The organism is Hypericibacter terrae (assembly GCF_008728855.1).
In the GTDB taxonomy this organism is placed as follows: Bacteria; Pseudomonadota; Alphaproteobacteria; order Dongiales; family Dongiaceae; genus Hypericibacter; species Hypericibacter terrae.
The window spans coordinates 2,745,369-2,760,232 of the sequence record NZ_CP042906.1; the positions used below are offsets into that span (position 1 = coordinate 2,745,369).

Sequence of the window (14,864 nt, forward strand, 5' to 3'; positions counted from 1 at the left end):
TGCGCGCGCCCCGGTCCAGCCGTGCATGATCGAGCGCCAGCATCAGAAGGCCTCCCGGCGGCGCAGCCGCCACAGGAAGAAGGGCGCGCCGACGAAGCTGGTGACGACGCCGATCGGCAGTTCGGCCGGGAGCACGATCAGCCGCCCGATGAGATCGGCGACCAGCAGCAGCGAGGCACCCAGCAGGGCCGAGGCCGGCAGCAGCCGGCGGTGATCGGGGCCGACCAGGAACCGGGCGAAATGCGGCACCAGCAGTCCGACGAAGCCGATCGTGCCCGTCAGCGCGACGGCGGCGCCGGCCGCGAGTGCCGTGACGATCACGAGCTGGCGTTTGATCGGCTCGATCGCGAAGCCGACATGGAAGGCCTCGGCCTCGCCCAGCAGCAGCGCGTTCAGCGGCCGCGCCAGGCGGACGATCAGCCCGATCGCGACCAGGATCATGATGGCGACCGGCCAGAGCTGCGGCCAACCCGTGCCGGCAAGGCTGCCCAGGAGCCAGAACATGATGTCGCGCAACTGCCCGTCCGGCGCCAGGAAGGTCAGCAGCCCGAGGGCCGCGGCCGCGGCCGCATTGATCGCGATCCCGGCCAGCAGCAGCGTCGCGATGTCCATTCCTTCATGGCGCACCGAGATCGCATAGATGATGGCGGTCACCGCCATCGCGCCGATGAAGGCCGACAACGGCAGGAGCCAGGCGGCCAGCGCCAGCGGTAGGGCCGTGGCCAAAGGCGCGCCGAAGATGATGGTGGTCGCCGCGGCCACCGTGGCGCCGCCGGTGATCCCCAGCAGGCTCGGATCGGCCAGCGGGTTGCGGAAGAGACCCTGCAGCGCCGCGCCCGACACAGCGAGGCTCGCCCCCACCAGCACCGCCAGGATGACGCGCGGCGAGCGGACATGGATCAGCACGGACTGTTCGCTGGCCCCCACCTCCCGCCAATGGCCCAGGCCGAGATGGGCCGAGAGAGTGGACAGGATGTCGAGCGGTCCGATCGCCATGGCGCCGATACCGAGCCCCAGCACCAGCGACACGGCCAGTAGGATCGCAAGGCCGAGGAAGGGCAGCCCGTCGAAACGCCGGCGCCAGCCCCAATCGATCGCGGGATCGCTCATGGTGCGGCGAGGTCGCCCGCCAGCGACGGGTGCAGATAGGACGCCAGCTCTGCCGTGGCCGTCGCCGCGCGCGGACCGAAGCCCAGCAGGTAATTCGCGTCGAGCACCAGCACGCGACCTTCCTTGACGGCCGGGATCAATCCCAGGTCGGACCGGGCCGCGAGACCGTCGAGCCCGCCCAAGGTCGCCAGCCCATGAGCCGCGACCACGACGAAGTCGGGATTGGCCGTGACCGCCGCCTCGGGCGAGAGCGGCTTGTAGCCCTCATAGCCCTGAATCGCGTTGCGTCCGCCGGCGAGCGCGATCATGCCGTTGGCCGCCGTCTTCTGCCCGGCCGCGAGCGGCGCTCCGTCGGAGGCCGACAGGATGTAGAGCACGCTGGGCTTGCTCTGGTCCTTGGCGAGGACGGCCGCGATATGGGTGAAGGATTTCTCGATCGCCGCGGCGAGCTCGGCGCCCTTGGTCTGGGCACCCACGGCCTTGGCCACCGCCTCGATCTTCTCGGCGACGCCTTCGACCGTCGGCTCGTCGGAGATGATGACGACCGGCACACCGGCCGCGGCGATCTGGTCGAGGATCTTCTTCGGCCCCGCATGCGACACCGCGAGCACAAGGTCGGGCGACAAGGCGACGATCGGCTCCGCCGCCAGCGTGCGCATATAGCCGACCTTGGGCAGGGCCAGGGCCTCCTGCGGATAGAGACTGGTGGTGTCGACGGCGACGATCTGCCCGCCATAGCCGAGCGCGTAGAGGGTCTCGGTCACGGCGCCGCCGATCGAGACGATCCGCAAACTCGCGGCGACGCCCGGCTTGGCCAAAGCCAAGCCGAGCACCAGAACGAGCGGTATCAACAACAAGCGTTGAAGCATGATCGTTATCCGGCCGCGCCGACCGCCCTGAGAGCGAGCGCCGGCCAGACGCTGTCCTCCGCCTGGCCCGGCTTGCGCTTGCCGAACATCCAGGCGATCTGTTGACCGGCGGCGTCGAAGATCTCGAGCGAGGTGACGATGCCGTCCTTGGTCGGCTTGCGCACCAGCCAGCAGCTCTCGATCCCGTCCTCGCGCAGATGCAGGTTGAAGCCGTCATCCAGCACGTTCTGCCAGGGACCCAGGCGCTTGACGGTGGTGACCGGCCCGGTGTGGATCTGGATCACGCCGGGCGAGCCGACGAAGATCATCACCGGCAGGCCGGCCTCGGCCGCCAGTTCCAACCCGCGCGAGAAGGCGCCATTGTCGACGGGCCGTGCCAGATCGTCCGGCACCAGCCGGAAGGATTGCACGCGACCCACTTTCAGCTCGCGCAACATGCCGAAGAAGTCGTGCGTGTCCTGGAGAGCGCGCCAGCGCGTATCCAAGGCCGCCACGTCGATCTCGGCATCCGGCCGGTCGGAAGCCGGCGGATCGACCGGCGTCACCGTAATGGCCGCGCACTGATCCTCGGCCTTGAAGTCGGCGACCAGCGCCTGGAAGGCCGCGACGTCGCTTTCCGGCTTCAGATAGATCTTATGGACCGCCAGCCCATCGCGATCGAAGAACTGGAGGCTGTGGCGCTGCCCGCCCGCCTCCAGCGCCTCGGTCACGGCGAAGCCATGCTGCCAATGGCCGAAGAACAGCCGCAAATCGATCTCCGGATCCAGGATGACGCCGCCCTGGTCGTTGAGATGGATCTGGTCGTAGCGGCCCACCTTCTCATGCACGCAATATTCGTTGCGGGTGAGCGCCATCACCCGGCCTAATGCCGGCATCGCTTCGATCAGAGCCTTCCAGCGCGGCTGCAGCCGCGTGGTGCCAGCGCCGAGATCGGTCGCCACCAGCTCGGCCTCGCTGACGCCGAGTACCGCGGCCGCGTCGCGGATCCGCTGCTTCGGATTGGCGGCCTTGTGCTCGGCCCAGATCGCTTTGAGGCTGCGCGGGTCCCGGCGCTCCACCGCGGTCGCATCGTCCAACATGTAGTTTCTCCTCTCCCTCGGACCTACCAGGCGATCTGGTAGGACATCATGGCCTTGAAGTTGCGTCCGGCCTCGTTCGAGCCCGTGTAGACGCGCGTGTAGGTTTCGTCGAACAGGTTGTCGATGCCGGCCGCCAGGGTGAAACCGCGCAGGATCTCCTGCTGCGGCGCCCAGACCGCGTAGATGTCGGTCACGACATAGCCGTCGCGCTCGAGCGTCGGATCGTCGGTGTTGGTGAAATCCTGGGCCCAGGTGATGTAGGAGCCGATCTGCACATCGGCCGGCGGAATTTTGGCCGCGACGTGGAACGTCGTGGTATCCGGCTGCAGGTCGCCGAGCGGCTCGCCGGTCTCCGTGTTCTCGCCGTCGATATGCGAATAGGCGGCGCCGAAAATCATATAGTCGTTCTCGTACTGGGCCTCGAGCTCGACGCCGTCCAGCTTCGCCTTGTTGACGTTGTCGATGATCGTCGTGCCGTCGCAATCGCCGGGAATGAACGGGTTGCAATCGACGAAGGGCGCGGGCTGGATCACGTTGCGCGAGATCAGATCGTCGCCATAGATCAGGAACCAGCCGCCCTTGGCGGTGGCCCGGTCGTTCGCCATCAGCACGTCCTCGAAGTCGAGCCCCATGCCGGCCTCGACCGTGCGCGTGGTCTGCGACTTCAGGTCGGGATTGGGCTGGAACCGGTTGACGATGGTCGGGAACGGCGGCCCCAGCGGAATCTCGAAATGCACGCCGGTCAGATAGAGGTCGTTGATATTCGGCGCCGAGAAGGCGTAGCCGTAGCTGCCATAGAACATCAGCCAGTCGGTCGGCATGTAGCTCGTGGCGATCTTGGGCGAGACGGCGGTGTCGACATTGTCGTTGGCGAGATCGCTGTCGGACGCGTAATAGTCGAACCGGACGCCGGGAATGATCAGGAAGTCGCCGGGCATGCCGAAGGGTGCCGGCACCGTGAACTCGGCCTGGGTGAACACGCCAGCCAGGTTGGAATAGGCGTCGGGCACGCCGGCCAGATCCTCGCCGTCATCGTCGCCATCCTGGTTGTCGCGATAGGCTTCCACGCCGTAGGTGAAGACGACATTGCTATCGGTCCCGAGGTCGAACCGGGTGCGGTTGTCGACCCGCATGCCCACGGTATCGAGGTCGCGCTTCAATTCCTCGCCCTCGGGCCCCGGCCCCAGATCGTCGATCCGCTTCTCGTGGATGTCGTTCTGCGTGTAATAGACGGTCGCGTCGAGATCGATCCACGGATTGCCCGGCTCGTGGAAATTATAGGTGCCGCGCCAGGTCTGGGTGACGATGTCCTTGTCCTCGAGGCCGTCGTCCGTGGTCGACTGGGCGTTGCCGGGTTCGGTGGCGCTGCCGTCGTAGCGCAGCCAGGCGCCTTCGAAGCTGTGCGCGCCGGTCGTGTATTTGGCCTTGGCGAGCCCGCTCAGAATCTGGTCGTCGGCATCGAGCTCCTCGTCGTCGCCCAGATCGATATTGTCGGAATCGCGAAACACGAAGCTGCCGATCAGGTCGAGATTGTCGCCGACCTTGCCGAACATCGTGACGCCCGACGACACCTGGTCGTCGACGCTCTGGCCGCCGATGAAGCCGTTCATACCGAAGGTCTCGCCCGGCTCCAGGAAGTCGGAAGCATCCTTGGTGCGCAGCTCGATCACGCCGCCCAGGCCGCCGGAACCGTAGAGCGCGGAGGTGGCGCCGCGCACGACTTCGACGGATTCCAGCAAGGCCGGATCGAGGAAGAAGCGGCTGTCATGGCCGGTGATGAGGTCCTGCCGGGTGCCGTCAAGCAGGATGATCACATCCTGCGCGGTGAAGCCGCGGATGATCGGGGATTCGCCGTTGCGGCGCGGACCGCCGGCGAAGGTGACGTTGGGCACGCCCACCATCACGTCGTCGACGGTCGAAGGAATGCGCGTCTGGATCTTTTCCTGATCGATCACGCTGACGCTTCCCGGATATTCGAAGGCCTCCATCGCGTTGCGGGTGGCGGTCACGGTCACCGGCGGCACCGACATTCGCGTGACCGGGCTGCCGGCCGGCGGCGGTGTCTCGGTGTTGGTCGGCGCGGTGCCATCCTCGGTCGCCTCGGTGCCGGTCTGGTCTGGTGACAGGGTTTGCGTTTGGTTTTGGGTCTGCGTCTGTGTCTCTTGGGCCCCCGCGGAGCTGCCGATAAGCCAGAGCGCGATCGGCAGCGCCAGAAATACGGAATAGGCCGTCACGCGTCGCAATAGAGTCGCCATGCCCCTTGTCCTTGCTGGTTCAGCATTGTCCGGGGCTGGCGCGTCGGCCTTTTCACGGACCGACGGGTGGGCTGGCTGGGACGAAAGCTGCGTTGTTGAACCGGCGCCCGGAGCCCGGTCGTCTCAAGCCGACGGCTTGAGACGTGAATCGGTCTCCTGACTTTGTTGAGCGAGGGCAGGATTCACGGATCGGCTTGGTTCATGCCGATCCGACCCTGACCTCAGCGCCGGCTATTTCGTCAAAATGAGCTTCCCTCTCCCTGTGAGGCGGAGCCGATAGACCTCCTCGCCGTGATGGATCAGCAGCTCTTGCCTCCCCCGCAGGAGGTCGCGGCTGCTCACGCCCGAAGGTGCTTCCGTTTGCGGGTCAGACGCGGGTCGTGCAGGCGCGGTGCAAGCTGCATCCGCCCCCAGCCCGGCCTTGGCCCGGTCGGTGTCGATGGCGTTCAAGGTCAATCGATATCCCACCCAAGCACCTGGCCGCCGTTTGCGAACCACCACATCGGGCGGCCAGTACGGGTTTCTGATTAGCGCAATTGCGTTTCATTCGCAATTAGAATGATAATGATTATCTGAGAAAGACGTTTGCTTCATTGGGGGTAGTCTTGCGGTTGCCGGAGGGCATGACGAAGCCGGCCATTTTTTCGGCCCTGTTTCACGGCTTGATCCTGGCCGCATTCATCCTCGCCTGGCCCAAGGAACCGCCGGCCCCGGCCGATGCCGGCATGGCGGGCAGCGTCGCGGTCATGATCCTCAGCGGCGGCGGTGTTCCCGCCGCTGCCGCGCCGAGCACGCCGGCCCCCTCGCCCGCCGACAGCCAAACCGCCGAGATCGAGAGCGCACCCCCGGCCCCGCAGGCCACGGATTCTGTTCCTATATCGGATCCGGGCGCGGTCCCGGCCGAAAAGATGCCGCCGGTCGAGATGGAACTGGCCGAGCCGCCGCCGCTGATCGACGAAACGGAGTTCGCTGAAGCATCGGTGTCAGAAGCTGAGCCGATGACGCTGGCCGAGTTACCGCTCGAAGCGATGCCGGAGCCGCCTCCGCCTGTCGAAGAAGCGCTGGACGTCGAGAAAACCCTCGAGAAGCCCGTGGTGGAGGAACAGCAGGTCGCGGAGAAACCGAAGCCCCTGCCCGCGATTAAGCCGACACCGCCACGCGAGACCGCGACCCAGGCAAAGACCGCGCCGCCGCCGCCGCAACCCCTCGATATGCAGCTCGCCTCCCTAGCCCCCGCGACGGCAACCGCCACGGACGCGAGCCCCGCGGCGGCGGCTCCCGCTTCGACGGCAGCGCCCGCCGCGGCCAGCGCAGGCGAGAGCAGCAGCGACGCGGTCAGCCCCTCGCAAACGGCATCGCTCGAGACCAGCGCCGGTGCCGGAACGCCCACCGGGGCGAACTTCATGCCCGGCCCGTCGGCAGCGGAGCAGGCAGACTATGCGAGCCTGCTGGCGGCCTGGCTCGACCGCCACAAGGAATATCCCGACCGCGCCCGGCGCAAGCATCAGGAAGGCGTCGTGCTCTGCGAGTTCGCGATCGACCGCGAAGGCCATGTGCTGCGCTATCGCATTCTCCAGGGCTCGGGCTATGAGCTGCTGGACGCGGAGGCGAGCGATCTGATGGCGCGCGCCAACCCGGTGCCCCCGCCCCCGGCCGGCATGGACCAGACCTATGTGGTGCCGATCGTCTTCGCGCTGAATTAGCGCGTGGCGGGCATGGCGGCAGCGGGCGCCGGTGCCGGTGTCGGTGTCGGTGTCGCGACCGTCGGCAGCACATAACCGGCGCCGGCGAACTCGATCCCGGCCTCCTTGAAGCCGCTGATCAGCCGCTTCATGGCCTCGCGCTGGACGTAAGTCGGCCGGACCGGACGCACCGTCATCTTGAAGCGCATGACGGTCGCGGTGTCGGCCACCTCCGCGATCCCCTGAAACTTCAGCGGCTCCAGAAAATCGTTCTTGAACTGGGGGTCCTCCATCATCGCAAGCCCGATCTTCTTGGTGACCTTGCGGAGCTTGTCGAGGTCGGTCTCGCGCACGAGGCGCAGATTGAACTTCAGCGTCGACCAGTCGCGGCTGAAGTTCGTGATCTGTCCGAGCTGACCGAACGGGATGGTATGGATCTGTCCGTTCTGATGGCGCATGCGGATCGAGCGCAGCGTGAAGCCCTCGACCGTACCCTTCGCCTTGCCGACATCGATATATTCGCCCACCCGGAACGCATCGTCCGCGAGATAGAAAAGCCCCGAGACGATGTCGTGGACCAGGGTCTGGCTGCCAAAGGAGATCGCCAGGCCGAAGATCGAGGCCCCGGCGATGACGGGCGTGATGCTGACGCCCAGGCTCTCCAGGATCGTCAGGGCCGCCGTGATGATGATGATGATGCCGAGCATCAGGCGCAGGATCGGGGCCAGCGTCTCGAGGCGGGTGGCGCCGACCGATGTCGGGCCGGTTTCGCTCTCCGGCCCCGTCACCCCCGCCCTGGGGCGGTCGCGCCGCCGTTCCGTCGCGAAGTGAACCGCTTCCCAAGCGAAATAGGCCAGAAGCGCCGTCACGACCGTCGTCGTCCAGGCCCGGCTGAACTGACTCCAGGCCTGCTCGTCGACCAGGTTGAGCACATCGACGGCCCAGGTCCGCACCAGCACGGCGGCCGCCACGACCCACATGGTGGCACGAACGGCCCGCACCAGGAAGGGCAGCAACCGGCCGGGAGTTGCCTTGCCGGAGGCCGCGAGGACAGCGGCGCGATGTTGCCTCAGGATGAACGACCATAATGTCTCGGCGAACAGCAAGCCGATGAGAATGTTCAGCGTGAGGATGGCGCCGAAGGGGAAGGCGAACTGATCCGACACCGCGTCATAGATGCGGCCCAGGCCGAGCAGGATCAGGATCGGCAGCACGATCCAATGCCAGTGCTGCGCCAGCGCGACCCGGATGCCAACCCGCTGCCGGCTCTCGGGATCGATGAGTCCGAGGAGCCAACTGGCCATGGCGCCGCGCAGACTGAAGAGCACGACGATAAAGATGGCGATCTCGACGAAGCTGTTGGTCAGGATCGCTGCGGAAATCGCCGCCGGCGATGCGAGCAGGCCGATCCAGGATCGGCCGAGGACACCCACCAGCACGCAAAACACGAGGAGCCGCAGGATATGGCGGGCGTTGCCGTCGGAAACCGGAGCGAGCCGCATCGCAGGCAATTCAGGCCGCAGATAGATCCGGAACAGAAGCCAGAACGCCCGCCAGGTCACGAGCCCTTCGAGAACGATCGCCGCGACCTGCGTCTGGAACCCTGCCCTCGCGAACAGGCTGCCCAGCGAGAACTGGGCCACCGCCCATAACGCGAGAAGCGCGCAGGCATCGAGGATGGCGATCCCCGCCACCCGCCACAGACCGCCTTCCGCGGAGAACCGCTGAACGACGGCGTTCCGTTTGGCGCGGGTCAGGCGTGCCATGCCACGGTCGGCCAGGACGGCCAGGGCCGTCATCAGGGCGAGCAGCCCGAGAAAGCCCCACGGCCCGCGACCGCCGGCGCTGGTCCGGTCCAGCCGCTCCGGCAGGAGCGCCAGCTCGCCCCCGACCTCCGAATAGCCGCCGAGGACCGTCGGTATCGCGTCGACGGTGGTGCGGATCCGCTCCGCCAGCAGCTGCTCCTCGTTCCTGGCGGGCGTGGCCGAGGTGGGAGACGCGGGCGCCGCCACCAGGCCCTTCTCCGTCAGCGTCTGGACGACCGACTGCCCGACCGCTTTGACCAGATCGTCATATTGCTGCTGGGTCATTCCCGCCGGCGGCGGTGCGGCGGCATCGGCCGAGACCGCCAGCGGGGAAGGCAGAAAAAGCCCGATCGCCACAATCAAGCAACGAATAGCGGCACCCACGGCACTACCTCGCTTCATCCGTCAATGACTGTCAGCTCAGGATCGTCGTTTGGCGCATCCGGACAAGTCGTTGGAATGATGTCCGATTGGCCGGATTCGACTCTACGACGGCGGTCGAGCCGTCGCCATGGCGATAAGATTGCGGTCCTGGCCGCGGAGTCAGGGAGAAGGCGGATAGCGCGGGGGGAATGAGGGGACGGCACGGAACCGCCGTCGGCGCCCTAGGCGACGTCGCGGCCGTAGAGCTGCCTGGCCCGGCTCTCGAAGGCCGCGACCATGCGCCGGACGGCCTCGTTGAAGAGCACGCCGATCACCTTCTGCAGCAGGGCCGATTTGAACTCGAAATCGACGAAGAAATCGACCCGCGTGCGGTTCTCGCCCTCGGCGATGAACTTCCAGTGGTTGTTGAGATAGCGGAACGGCCCGTCGACATAGCTGACATCGATGCGGTGGTTGGCGCGGTCGGGCTTCACGATCGAGGCGAAGCGCTCGCGGAACATCTTGAAGCCGATCACCAAGTCGGCCTCCATCGTGCCGTCCGGCAGCCGCTTGCGGATGCGGGCGCCCACGCACCAGGGCAGGAATTCGGGGTAGCGCTCGATGTCGGCGACGAGATCGAAGAGCTGCGCCTGGCTATAGGGCAGGACGCGCTGTTCGGCGTGGGTGGGCATGGGGGCGGATGAACCGGCGCCGGAGGATCAGGCGTGGGCGGCGGCGAGCTTCGCCAGCCGGGCCGCCTTCAGCCGCTCGAAATCCTCGCCCGCATGGTAGGAGGAACGCGTCAGCGGCGAGCTCGCCGCGAGCAGGAACCCTTTTGACAGCGCCAGGTCGCGCATCTCGGCGAACTCGGCCGGCGTCACGAAGCGCTCGACCGCGTGATGCTTGGGCGTGGGCTGGAGATACTGGCCGATGGTGATGAAATCGACATCGGCCGAGCGCAGATCGTCCATCACCTGCGAGACCTCTTCCTTGGTCTCGCCCAGACCCACCATGATGCCCGACTTGGTGAAGCGCGACGGATCGAGCTCCTTCACCCGCTGCAGCAACCGCAGCGAATGGAAATAGCGGGCACCCGGCCGCACCTCGCGATAGAGCCTCGGCACGGTCTCGAGATTGTGGTTGTAGACGTCCGGCCCCGCCGCGACGACGATCTCGAGCGCGCCCTCCTTGCGCAGGAAGTCGGGTGTCAGCACCTCGATCGTGGTCTCGGGCGCCGCCGCCCGGATGCGCCGGATGGTCTCGGCGAAATGCGCCGCCCCCCCGTCGTCGAGATCGTCGCGGTCGACCGAGGTGACGACGATGTGATGCAGACCGAGCTTCCCCACCGCCTCCGCCACATGGGCGGGCTCATGGGGATCGAGTTGGTCGGGCCGCCCGGTGGCGACATTACAAAAGGAACAGGCGCGGGTGCAGACCGAGCCCAGGATCATGACGGTCGCGTGCTTCTGCTTCCAGCATTCGCCGATATTCGGGCAGGCCGCCTCCTCGCAGACCGTGACCAGGCCCAGCTGGCGCATCAGCGCCCGGGTTTCCTGATATTCCCGCGACATCGGCGCCTTGACCCGGATCCAGTCGGGCTTGCGCGCGACCGGATTGTCCGGCTTGTGGGCCTTCTCGGGGTGGCGGAGCCGGGGAACGGTGGCGGATTCGGTCATGGGGGTCAGGATACCGTTTGATAACCCAGTTTCGCCAGGGCGTCTTGAGCAAGGCTTAAGACCCTGCGGACGTCGCTGATATCTTCGAAGGTGAGCCTCGGTATGTCCTCCCAACGACTCCCTTCGCCGTAGTTCACATATTCTCGGCGATAGCCGAAGACAAGGTCGCCGCTACCGTCGCGTCGGATATGGGTTTTGAAGCGGTTGACGAGATCGAGGGCACTGCTGTTTGGCTCTGCCTGACTTATCCGGAGCTTGATCGCCCTCCGATTGGTCAGGGCATAGACTGTTTCCTTCAAGCGTGTAGTGCGCCGATACGCTAGAACAGCAAAGATCGCCAGGAAGATCGCATTAAGAGCGAAGAGCGATACCCAGGGGAGCCAGTGGCCAGAGACTTCGCTCCAACTGGACTGCCGGGCACCCAGCCACATCGCCAAAAGCACAAGGCCACTCGGCGCCAGGCTCACGCATAACAGAGCCGCAACAAAAGGCTTTCGGGTGTCGCCCCCTATCAGGCGGACCCGCTCCGGTTTTCCTGACCAGATCACTATTTCGCTCGGCGCCAGGAAGGGCTGGAACAACGAGCGATCAATCGCCGATCCCTCAACGCTTGCCTCGTTCGTTGTCCTCATGACTTCGCCACATCGGCAGCCGCCAACAGCTTCAAGGCTGCCTCCTCGGCGAGCGCTCGCACAGTGGCGGCATCCTCGATGTCGACAAATTCCAGCTTTGGATATGCCCGGGTGGTGCCTTTGCTTTTCAAGTAGACCAGATCGTAATCGAAGATGACTCTGCCGCTTCCATCCGACCGCAGAATCTGATCGAGCTGGTCCACCTCGCCAAGCGAAACCGACTTCAGCAGCTTGCCGTTCTTGCGGTCGAACGCCACAGCGCGTCGGTCCGACAGGAGATAAGTGACCCTCGATGGCGCGATCAACTGCCGGCCAATGCCCCACAGCATCACGCCCAGAAAGAGAAGGCATCCGATCATGGCAAAACCGAGATAAGCCTCGAGTTGGAAAGCGTCTCCCCGGTCGACCCCAGAAGGCGGTCCGGACACCGACCTGAGCCCGAGGATTAATCCAACAACCACCAGCCCCACAAATAACCAGAAGATCTGATACCCAGCCTCGCCCCAATGAAAGCGAGGCCGTCCAATCCAGAGAACCTTCTCGCCCCGTTCCAGGAAGGGCTGGACCAGCGACCGGTCAAGCAGGGCGGGTTTGCCGAGATCCTCTCTCATGGACGATCCACCTAAGGTGCCGCGTCCATGAGTTGCGCCTTGAGGAGAGCCCTCTCCTCCAACGCCGCCTGTGCCAGACGATAGACGGCCGCCGCGTCATCTATGTTCTCGAGAACCAAGCAGGAGGCGTTGGGTGTTCTCCGCCCTCCCCACCGAGGAAAGAGACCACCTTTGTAGCCAAAAATCACATTGCCGCTGCCATCCTCCCGTAGCATGGCCCGGGGTTTGTTGACCGAATCATAACTCGACATGCGCAGCGCCCCGCTTTGGGATCGACGTAGCGCCATGGCCCTGAGGTCAGTCAGCGCGTAAGACGAGTCATTCAGCGCCTGCCGATGAAATGGAGACAGCGCGAACCGACCCGCGATCAAAACCAGCTTCATCGAGAAGAGCAACGCCATCATCGCAACGAGCATCAGACCCACTGTAACCGCGCCCGCCAGAAACGATCGTGACCATGACCAATCGTGATGCTTACTTCCAACTTCAGTGCCATAGGCGCCAATCAAGATGACGATCAAGATGACGTAGCCCGCCGCTTCCGCTCGTCTCTCCTTTTTTGATTTTTCCGGAACCCGCCTCATCGATCCTTTGGACCCTCCGGGTCTTCCCACCCAGAGAATCTGCTCGCTCGGCTCAAGATAAGGCTCGAACAACGCCTTATCGAGCAGCGCCACCGCGGGGTCGCCGCTCTCGCCCATTCGCGCGGCGTCAGATGTGGAGGGCGCGTCCATAGGCGTCGAGCACGCTCTCATGCATCATCTCGGAGAGCGTGGGATGCGGGAACACGGTCGCGATCAGCTCGGCCTCGGTGGTTTCGAGCGTGCGGGCGATGGCGTAGCCCTGGATCAGCTCGGTCACCTCGGCACCGATCATATGGGCGCCCAGAAGCTCGCCGGTCTTGGCGTCGAACACGGTCTTGACCAGGCCCTCGGGCTCGCCCAGGGCGATCGCCTTGCCGTTGCCGATGAAGGGAAAGCGGCCGACCTTGACCTCGTGCCCCTTGGCCTTGGCGGCGGCCTCGGTCAGGCCCACGCTCGCGACCTGCGGCAGGCAGTAGGTGCAGCCCGGGATGTTGTCCTTGTTCATCGCATGGACGTCTTTGACGCCCGCGAGCTTCTCGACGCAGATCACGCCCTCATGCATCGCCTTGTGCGCCAGCCAGGGCGGTCCGGTCAGGTCACCGATGGCGTAGAGGCCGGGCTCGGCCGTCGCGCCCCACGCGTCGGTCACGACATGGGTCTTCTCGACCTTCACGCCCGTGCCCTCGAGGCCGAGATTCTCGACATTGCCGACGATGCCAACCGCCAGGATCACGCGATCGACGGTGATCTCGGATGACTTGCCGCCGGTCTCGATCGTCGCGGTGACGCTGTCGGCGCCCTTCTTGAGGACCTTCACCGTGGCCGAGGTCACGATCTTCATGCCCTGCTTCTCGAACGCCTTCTTGGCGAAGGCGGAGATCTCGGCATCCTCGACCGGCAGCACGCGGTCCATCACCTCGACCACCGTCACCTCGACGCCGAAATTGCGGTAGAAGCTGGCGAACTCGATGCCGATGGCGCCGCTGCCGATGACCAGGAGCGATTTCGGCATGGCGGGCGGCACCATCGCCTCGCGATAGGTCCAGACCAGCTTGCCGTCGGGCTCGAGGCCGGGCAACGCGCGGGCGCGGGCTCCGGTCGCGAGGATGATCGCCGGCGCTGCCAGATCGGCGACGGGCTTGCCGCCCTTGGTCACCGCGACCTTGCCCTTGCCGGCGAGCCTGGCGTCGCCGTCGAACACCGTGATCTTGTGTTTCTTCATCAGGAATTTGACGCCGTTCGAGAGCTGGTTCGCCACCTTGCGGCTGCGCTCCACCACCTTCGACGGGTCGTAGCTGATGTTGTCCGCGCTCAGGCCGTAGGCCGCGGCGTTCTTCATGTTGTGGTAGATCTCGGCCGAGCGCAGCAGCGCCTTGGTCGGGATGCAGCCCCAGTTGAGGCAGATGCCGCCCAGATTCTCGCGCTCCACGATCGCGACCTTCTTGCCGAGCTGGGCCGCGCGGATCGCGGCCACATAGCCGCCGGGGCCGCTGCCGATGATGACGATGTCGAAATTCTCGGCCATTCAGACTCTCCTGAGCTCGGCTTTTCGCGTCCTAGAGGGGCTCGCCGCCGAAATGATGCTGCCAGATCGGCGCCACCTTGGGCCGCGCCGCGGTCACGCGCACCATGTCGGCGAGGCGCGGACAGTTATCGATGACCCAGTCGCGCACCGACCAGCGCGCCAGCACGCTGAGATAGAGATCGAGCGCGGAATAGCGCGGACCCAGCGCATAGGGTCCGGGCTTGAGGTGGGTCTCGACCATCTGCCAGAAGCGCTCCAGATCCTTCATCGCGACTCTCTCGGCGCCCGGGGCCGCGGCCTTGTCCTCGACATAGCGCTCGGGATAATCGACCCGGCCGATCGCCTCATAGATGTTGTTGGAGGCGAACATCAGCCAGCGATAGAGCCGGCCGCGGTCGCTGGAGTTCGCCGGCGGCAACAATCCCGCCTCGGGATGGCGCTCGCAGACGATCAGCAGGCAGGCCGCGGATTCCGTGACGATCGTGCCGTCCGGCAGCTCGAGCGCCGGGATGCGCCCCAGGGGATTGATCTTGCGATAGGCATCGCCCCATTGCTCGTTGCCGGCGAAGTCGAGCTCGACGGCCTCGTACGGAGCGCCGATCTCCGCCAGCGCCGCCTCGATCGGAACGGAGCCGCAGCGCTTGCAGCCATAGAGCTTGTAGGGATGGGTCAT

General features: G+C 65.6%; 14 protein-coding genes. 1 reads left to right on the forward strand and 13 read right to left on the reverse strand.

What is annotated here, in order from left to right; genetic code table 11:
- Positions 1-42: 42 nt before the first annotated feature.
- The 5 genes from FRZ44_RS12510 to hemP all read right to left on the reverse strand — a co-directional run bounded on the left by FRZ44_RS12510 (position 43) and on the right by hemP (position 5,814).
- Positions 43-1,110 carry a FecCD family ABC transporter permease gene (locus FRZ44_RS12510; protein WP_151177504.1) on the reverse strand — a complete coding sequence of 356 codons (1,068 nt, stop codon included), beginning with the start codon at positions 1,108-1,110 and terminating at the stop codon, positions 43-45.
- Positions 1,107-1,979 (reverse strand): heme/hemin ABC transporter substrate-binding protein, encoded by an 873-nt coding sequence (locus tag FRZ44_RS12515; protein ID WP_151177505.1) that lies wholly within the window; start codon positions 1,977-1,979, stop codon positions 1,107-1,109. The genes FRZ44_RS12510 and FRZ44_RS12515 overlap by 4 nt, the downstream gene beginning before the upstream one ends.
- 5 nt (positions 1,980-1,984) lie before the next feature.
- The gene (locus FRZ44_RS12520) at positions 1,985-3,058 is read right to left on the reverse strand and encodes a hemin-degrading factor (RefSeq protein ID WP_191908557.1); all 1,074 of its coding nucleotides are present in this window, start codon (positions 3,056-3,058) and stop codon (positions 1,985-1,987) included.
- A 23-nt stretch (positions 3,059-3,081) separates the two neighbouring features.
- Entirely contained in the window at positions 3,082-5,313 is a 2,232-nt protein-coding gene (locus FRZ44_RS12525) for a TonB-dependent receptor domain-containing protein (protein WP_151177506.1), read from the reverse strand.
- 231 nt (positions 5,314-5,544) lie between these two features.
- Complete coding sequence (hemP, locus tag FRZ44_RS27570) at positions 5,545-5,814, reverse strand: hemin uptake protein HemP (RefSeq protein WP_318526396.1); 270 nt, start codon at positions 5,812-5,814, stop codon at positions 5,545-5,547.
- A 122-nt stretch (positions 5,815-5,936) separates the two neighbouring features.
- Here hemP and FRZ44_RS12535 point away from each other — a divergent pair, with 122 nt between their 5' ends.
- Positions 5,937-7,016, forward strand: a complete 1,080-nt coding sequence (locus tag FRZ44_RS12535) for an energy transducer TonB (RefSeq protein WP_151177507.1) — start codon at positions 5,937-5,939, stop codon at positions 7,014-7,016.
- On the opposite strand, the gene FRZ44_RS12540 is transcribed toward FRZ44_RS12535, so the two are convergent.
- The 8 genes from FRZ44_RS12540 to FRZ44_RS12575 all read right to left on the reverse strand — a co-directional run bounded on the left by FRZ44_RS12540 (position 7,013) and on the right by FRZ44_RS12575 (position 14,864).
- A complete protein-coding gene (locus FRZ44_RS12540; protein WP_191908558.1) occupies positions 7,013-9,184 on the reverse strand; it encodes a mechanosensitive ion channel family protein in 2,172 nt (723 codons plus the stop codon). The genes FRZ44_RS12535 and FRZ44_RS12540 overlap by 4 nt on opposite strands.
- Before the next feature lie 221 nt (positions 9,185-9,405).
- Entirely contained in the window at positions 9,406-9,855 is a 450-nt protein-coding gene (locus FRZ44_RS12545) for a type II toxin-antitoxin system RatA family toxin (RefSeq protein WP_151177509.1), read from the reverse strand.
- A 27-nt stretch (positions 9,856-9,882) separates the two neighbouring features.
- Entirely contained in the window at positions 9,883-10,839 is a 957-nt protein-coding gene (lipA, locus tag FRZ44_RS12550; protein ID WP_151177510.1) for a lipoyl synthase, read from the reverse strand.
- Between the two features lie 5 nt (positions 10,840-10,844).
- On the reverse strand, positions 10,845-11,471 hold the full coding sequence (locus FRZ44_RS12555; protein ID WP_151177511.1) for a hypothetical protein: 627 nt from the start codon (positions 11,469-11,471) through the stop codon (positions 10,845-10,847).
- On the reverse strand, positions 11,468-12,082 hold the full coding sequence (locus tag FRZ44_RS12560) for a hypothetical protein (protein WP_151177512.1): 615 nt from the start codon (positions 12,080-12,082) through the stop codon (positions 11,468-11,470). Before FRZ44_RS12560 ends, FRZ44_RS12555 begins: the two co-directional genes overlap by 4 nt.
- An 11-nt stretch (positions 12,083-12,093) precedes the next feature.
- Positions 12,094-12,759 carry a hypothetical protein gene (locus tag FRZ44_RS12565; protein WP_151177513.1) on the reverse strand — a complete coding sequence of 222 codons (666 nt, stop codon included), beginning with the start codon at positions 12,757-12,759 and terminating at the stop codon, positions 12,094-12,096.
- A gap of 34 nt (positions 12,760-12,793) precedes the next feature.
- Positions 12,794-14,191: a dihydrolipoyl dehydrogenase gene (lpdA, locus tag FRZ44_RS12570; RefSeq protein WP_151177514.1), complete on the reverse strand. Its 1,398-nt coding sequence runs from the start codon at positions 14,189-14,191 to the stop codon at positions 12,794-12,796.
- Positions 14,192-14,222: 31 nt separating this feature from the next.
- Positions 14,223-14,864 (reverse strand): glutathione S-transferase family protein, encoded by a 642-nt coding sequence (locus FRZ44_RS12575; RefSeq protein WP_151177515.1) that lies wholly within the window; start codon positions 14,862-14,864, stop codon positions 14,223-14,225.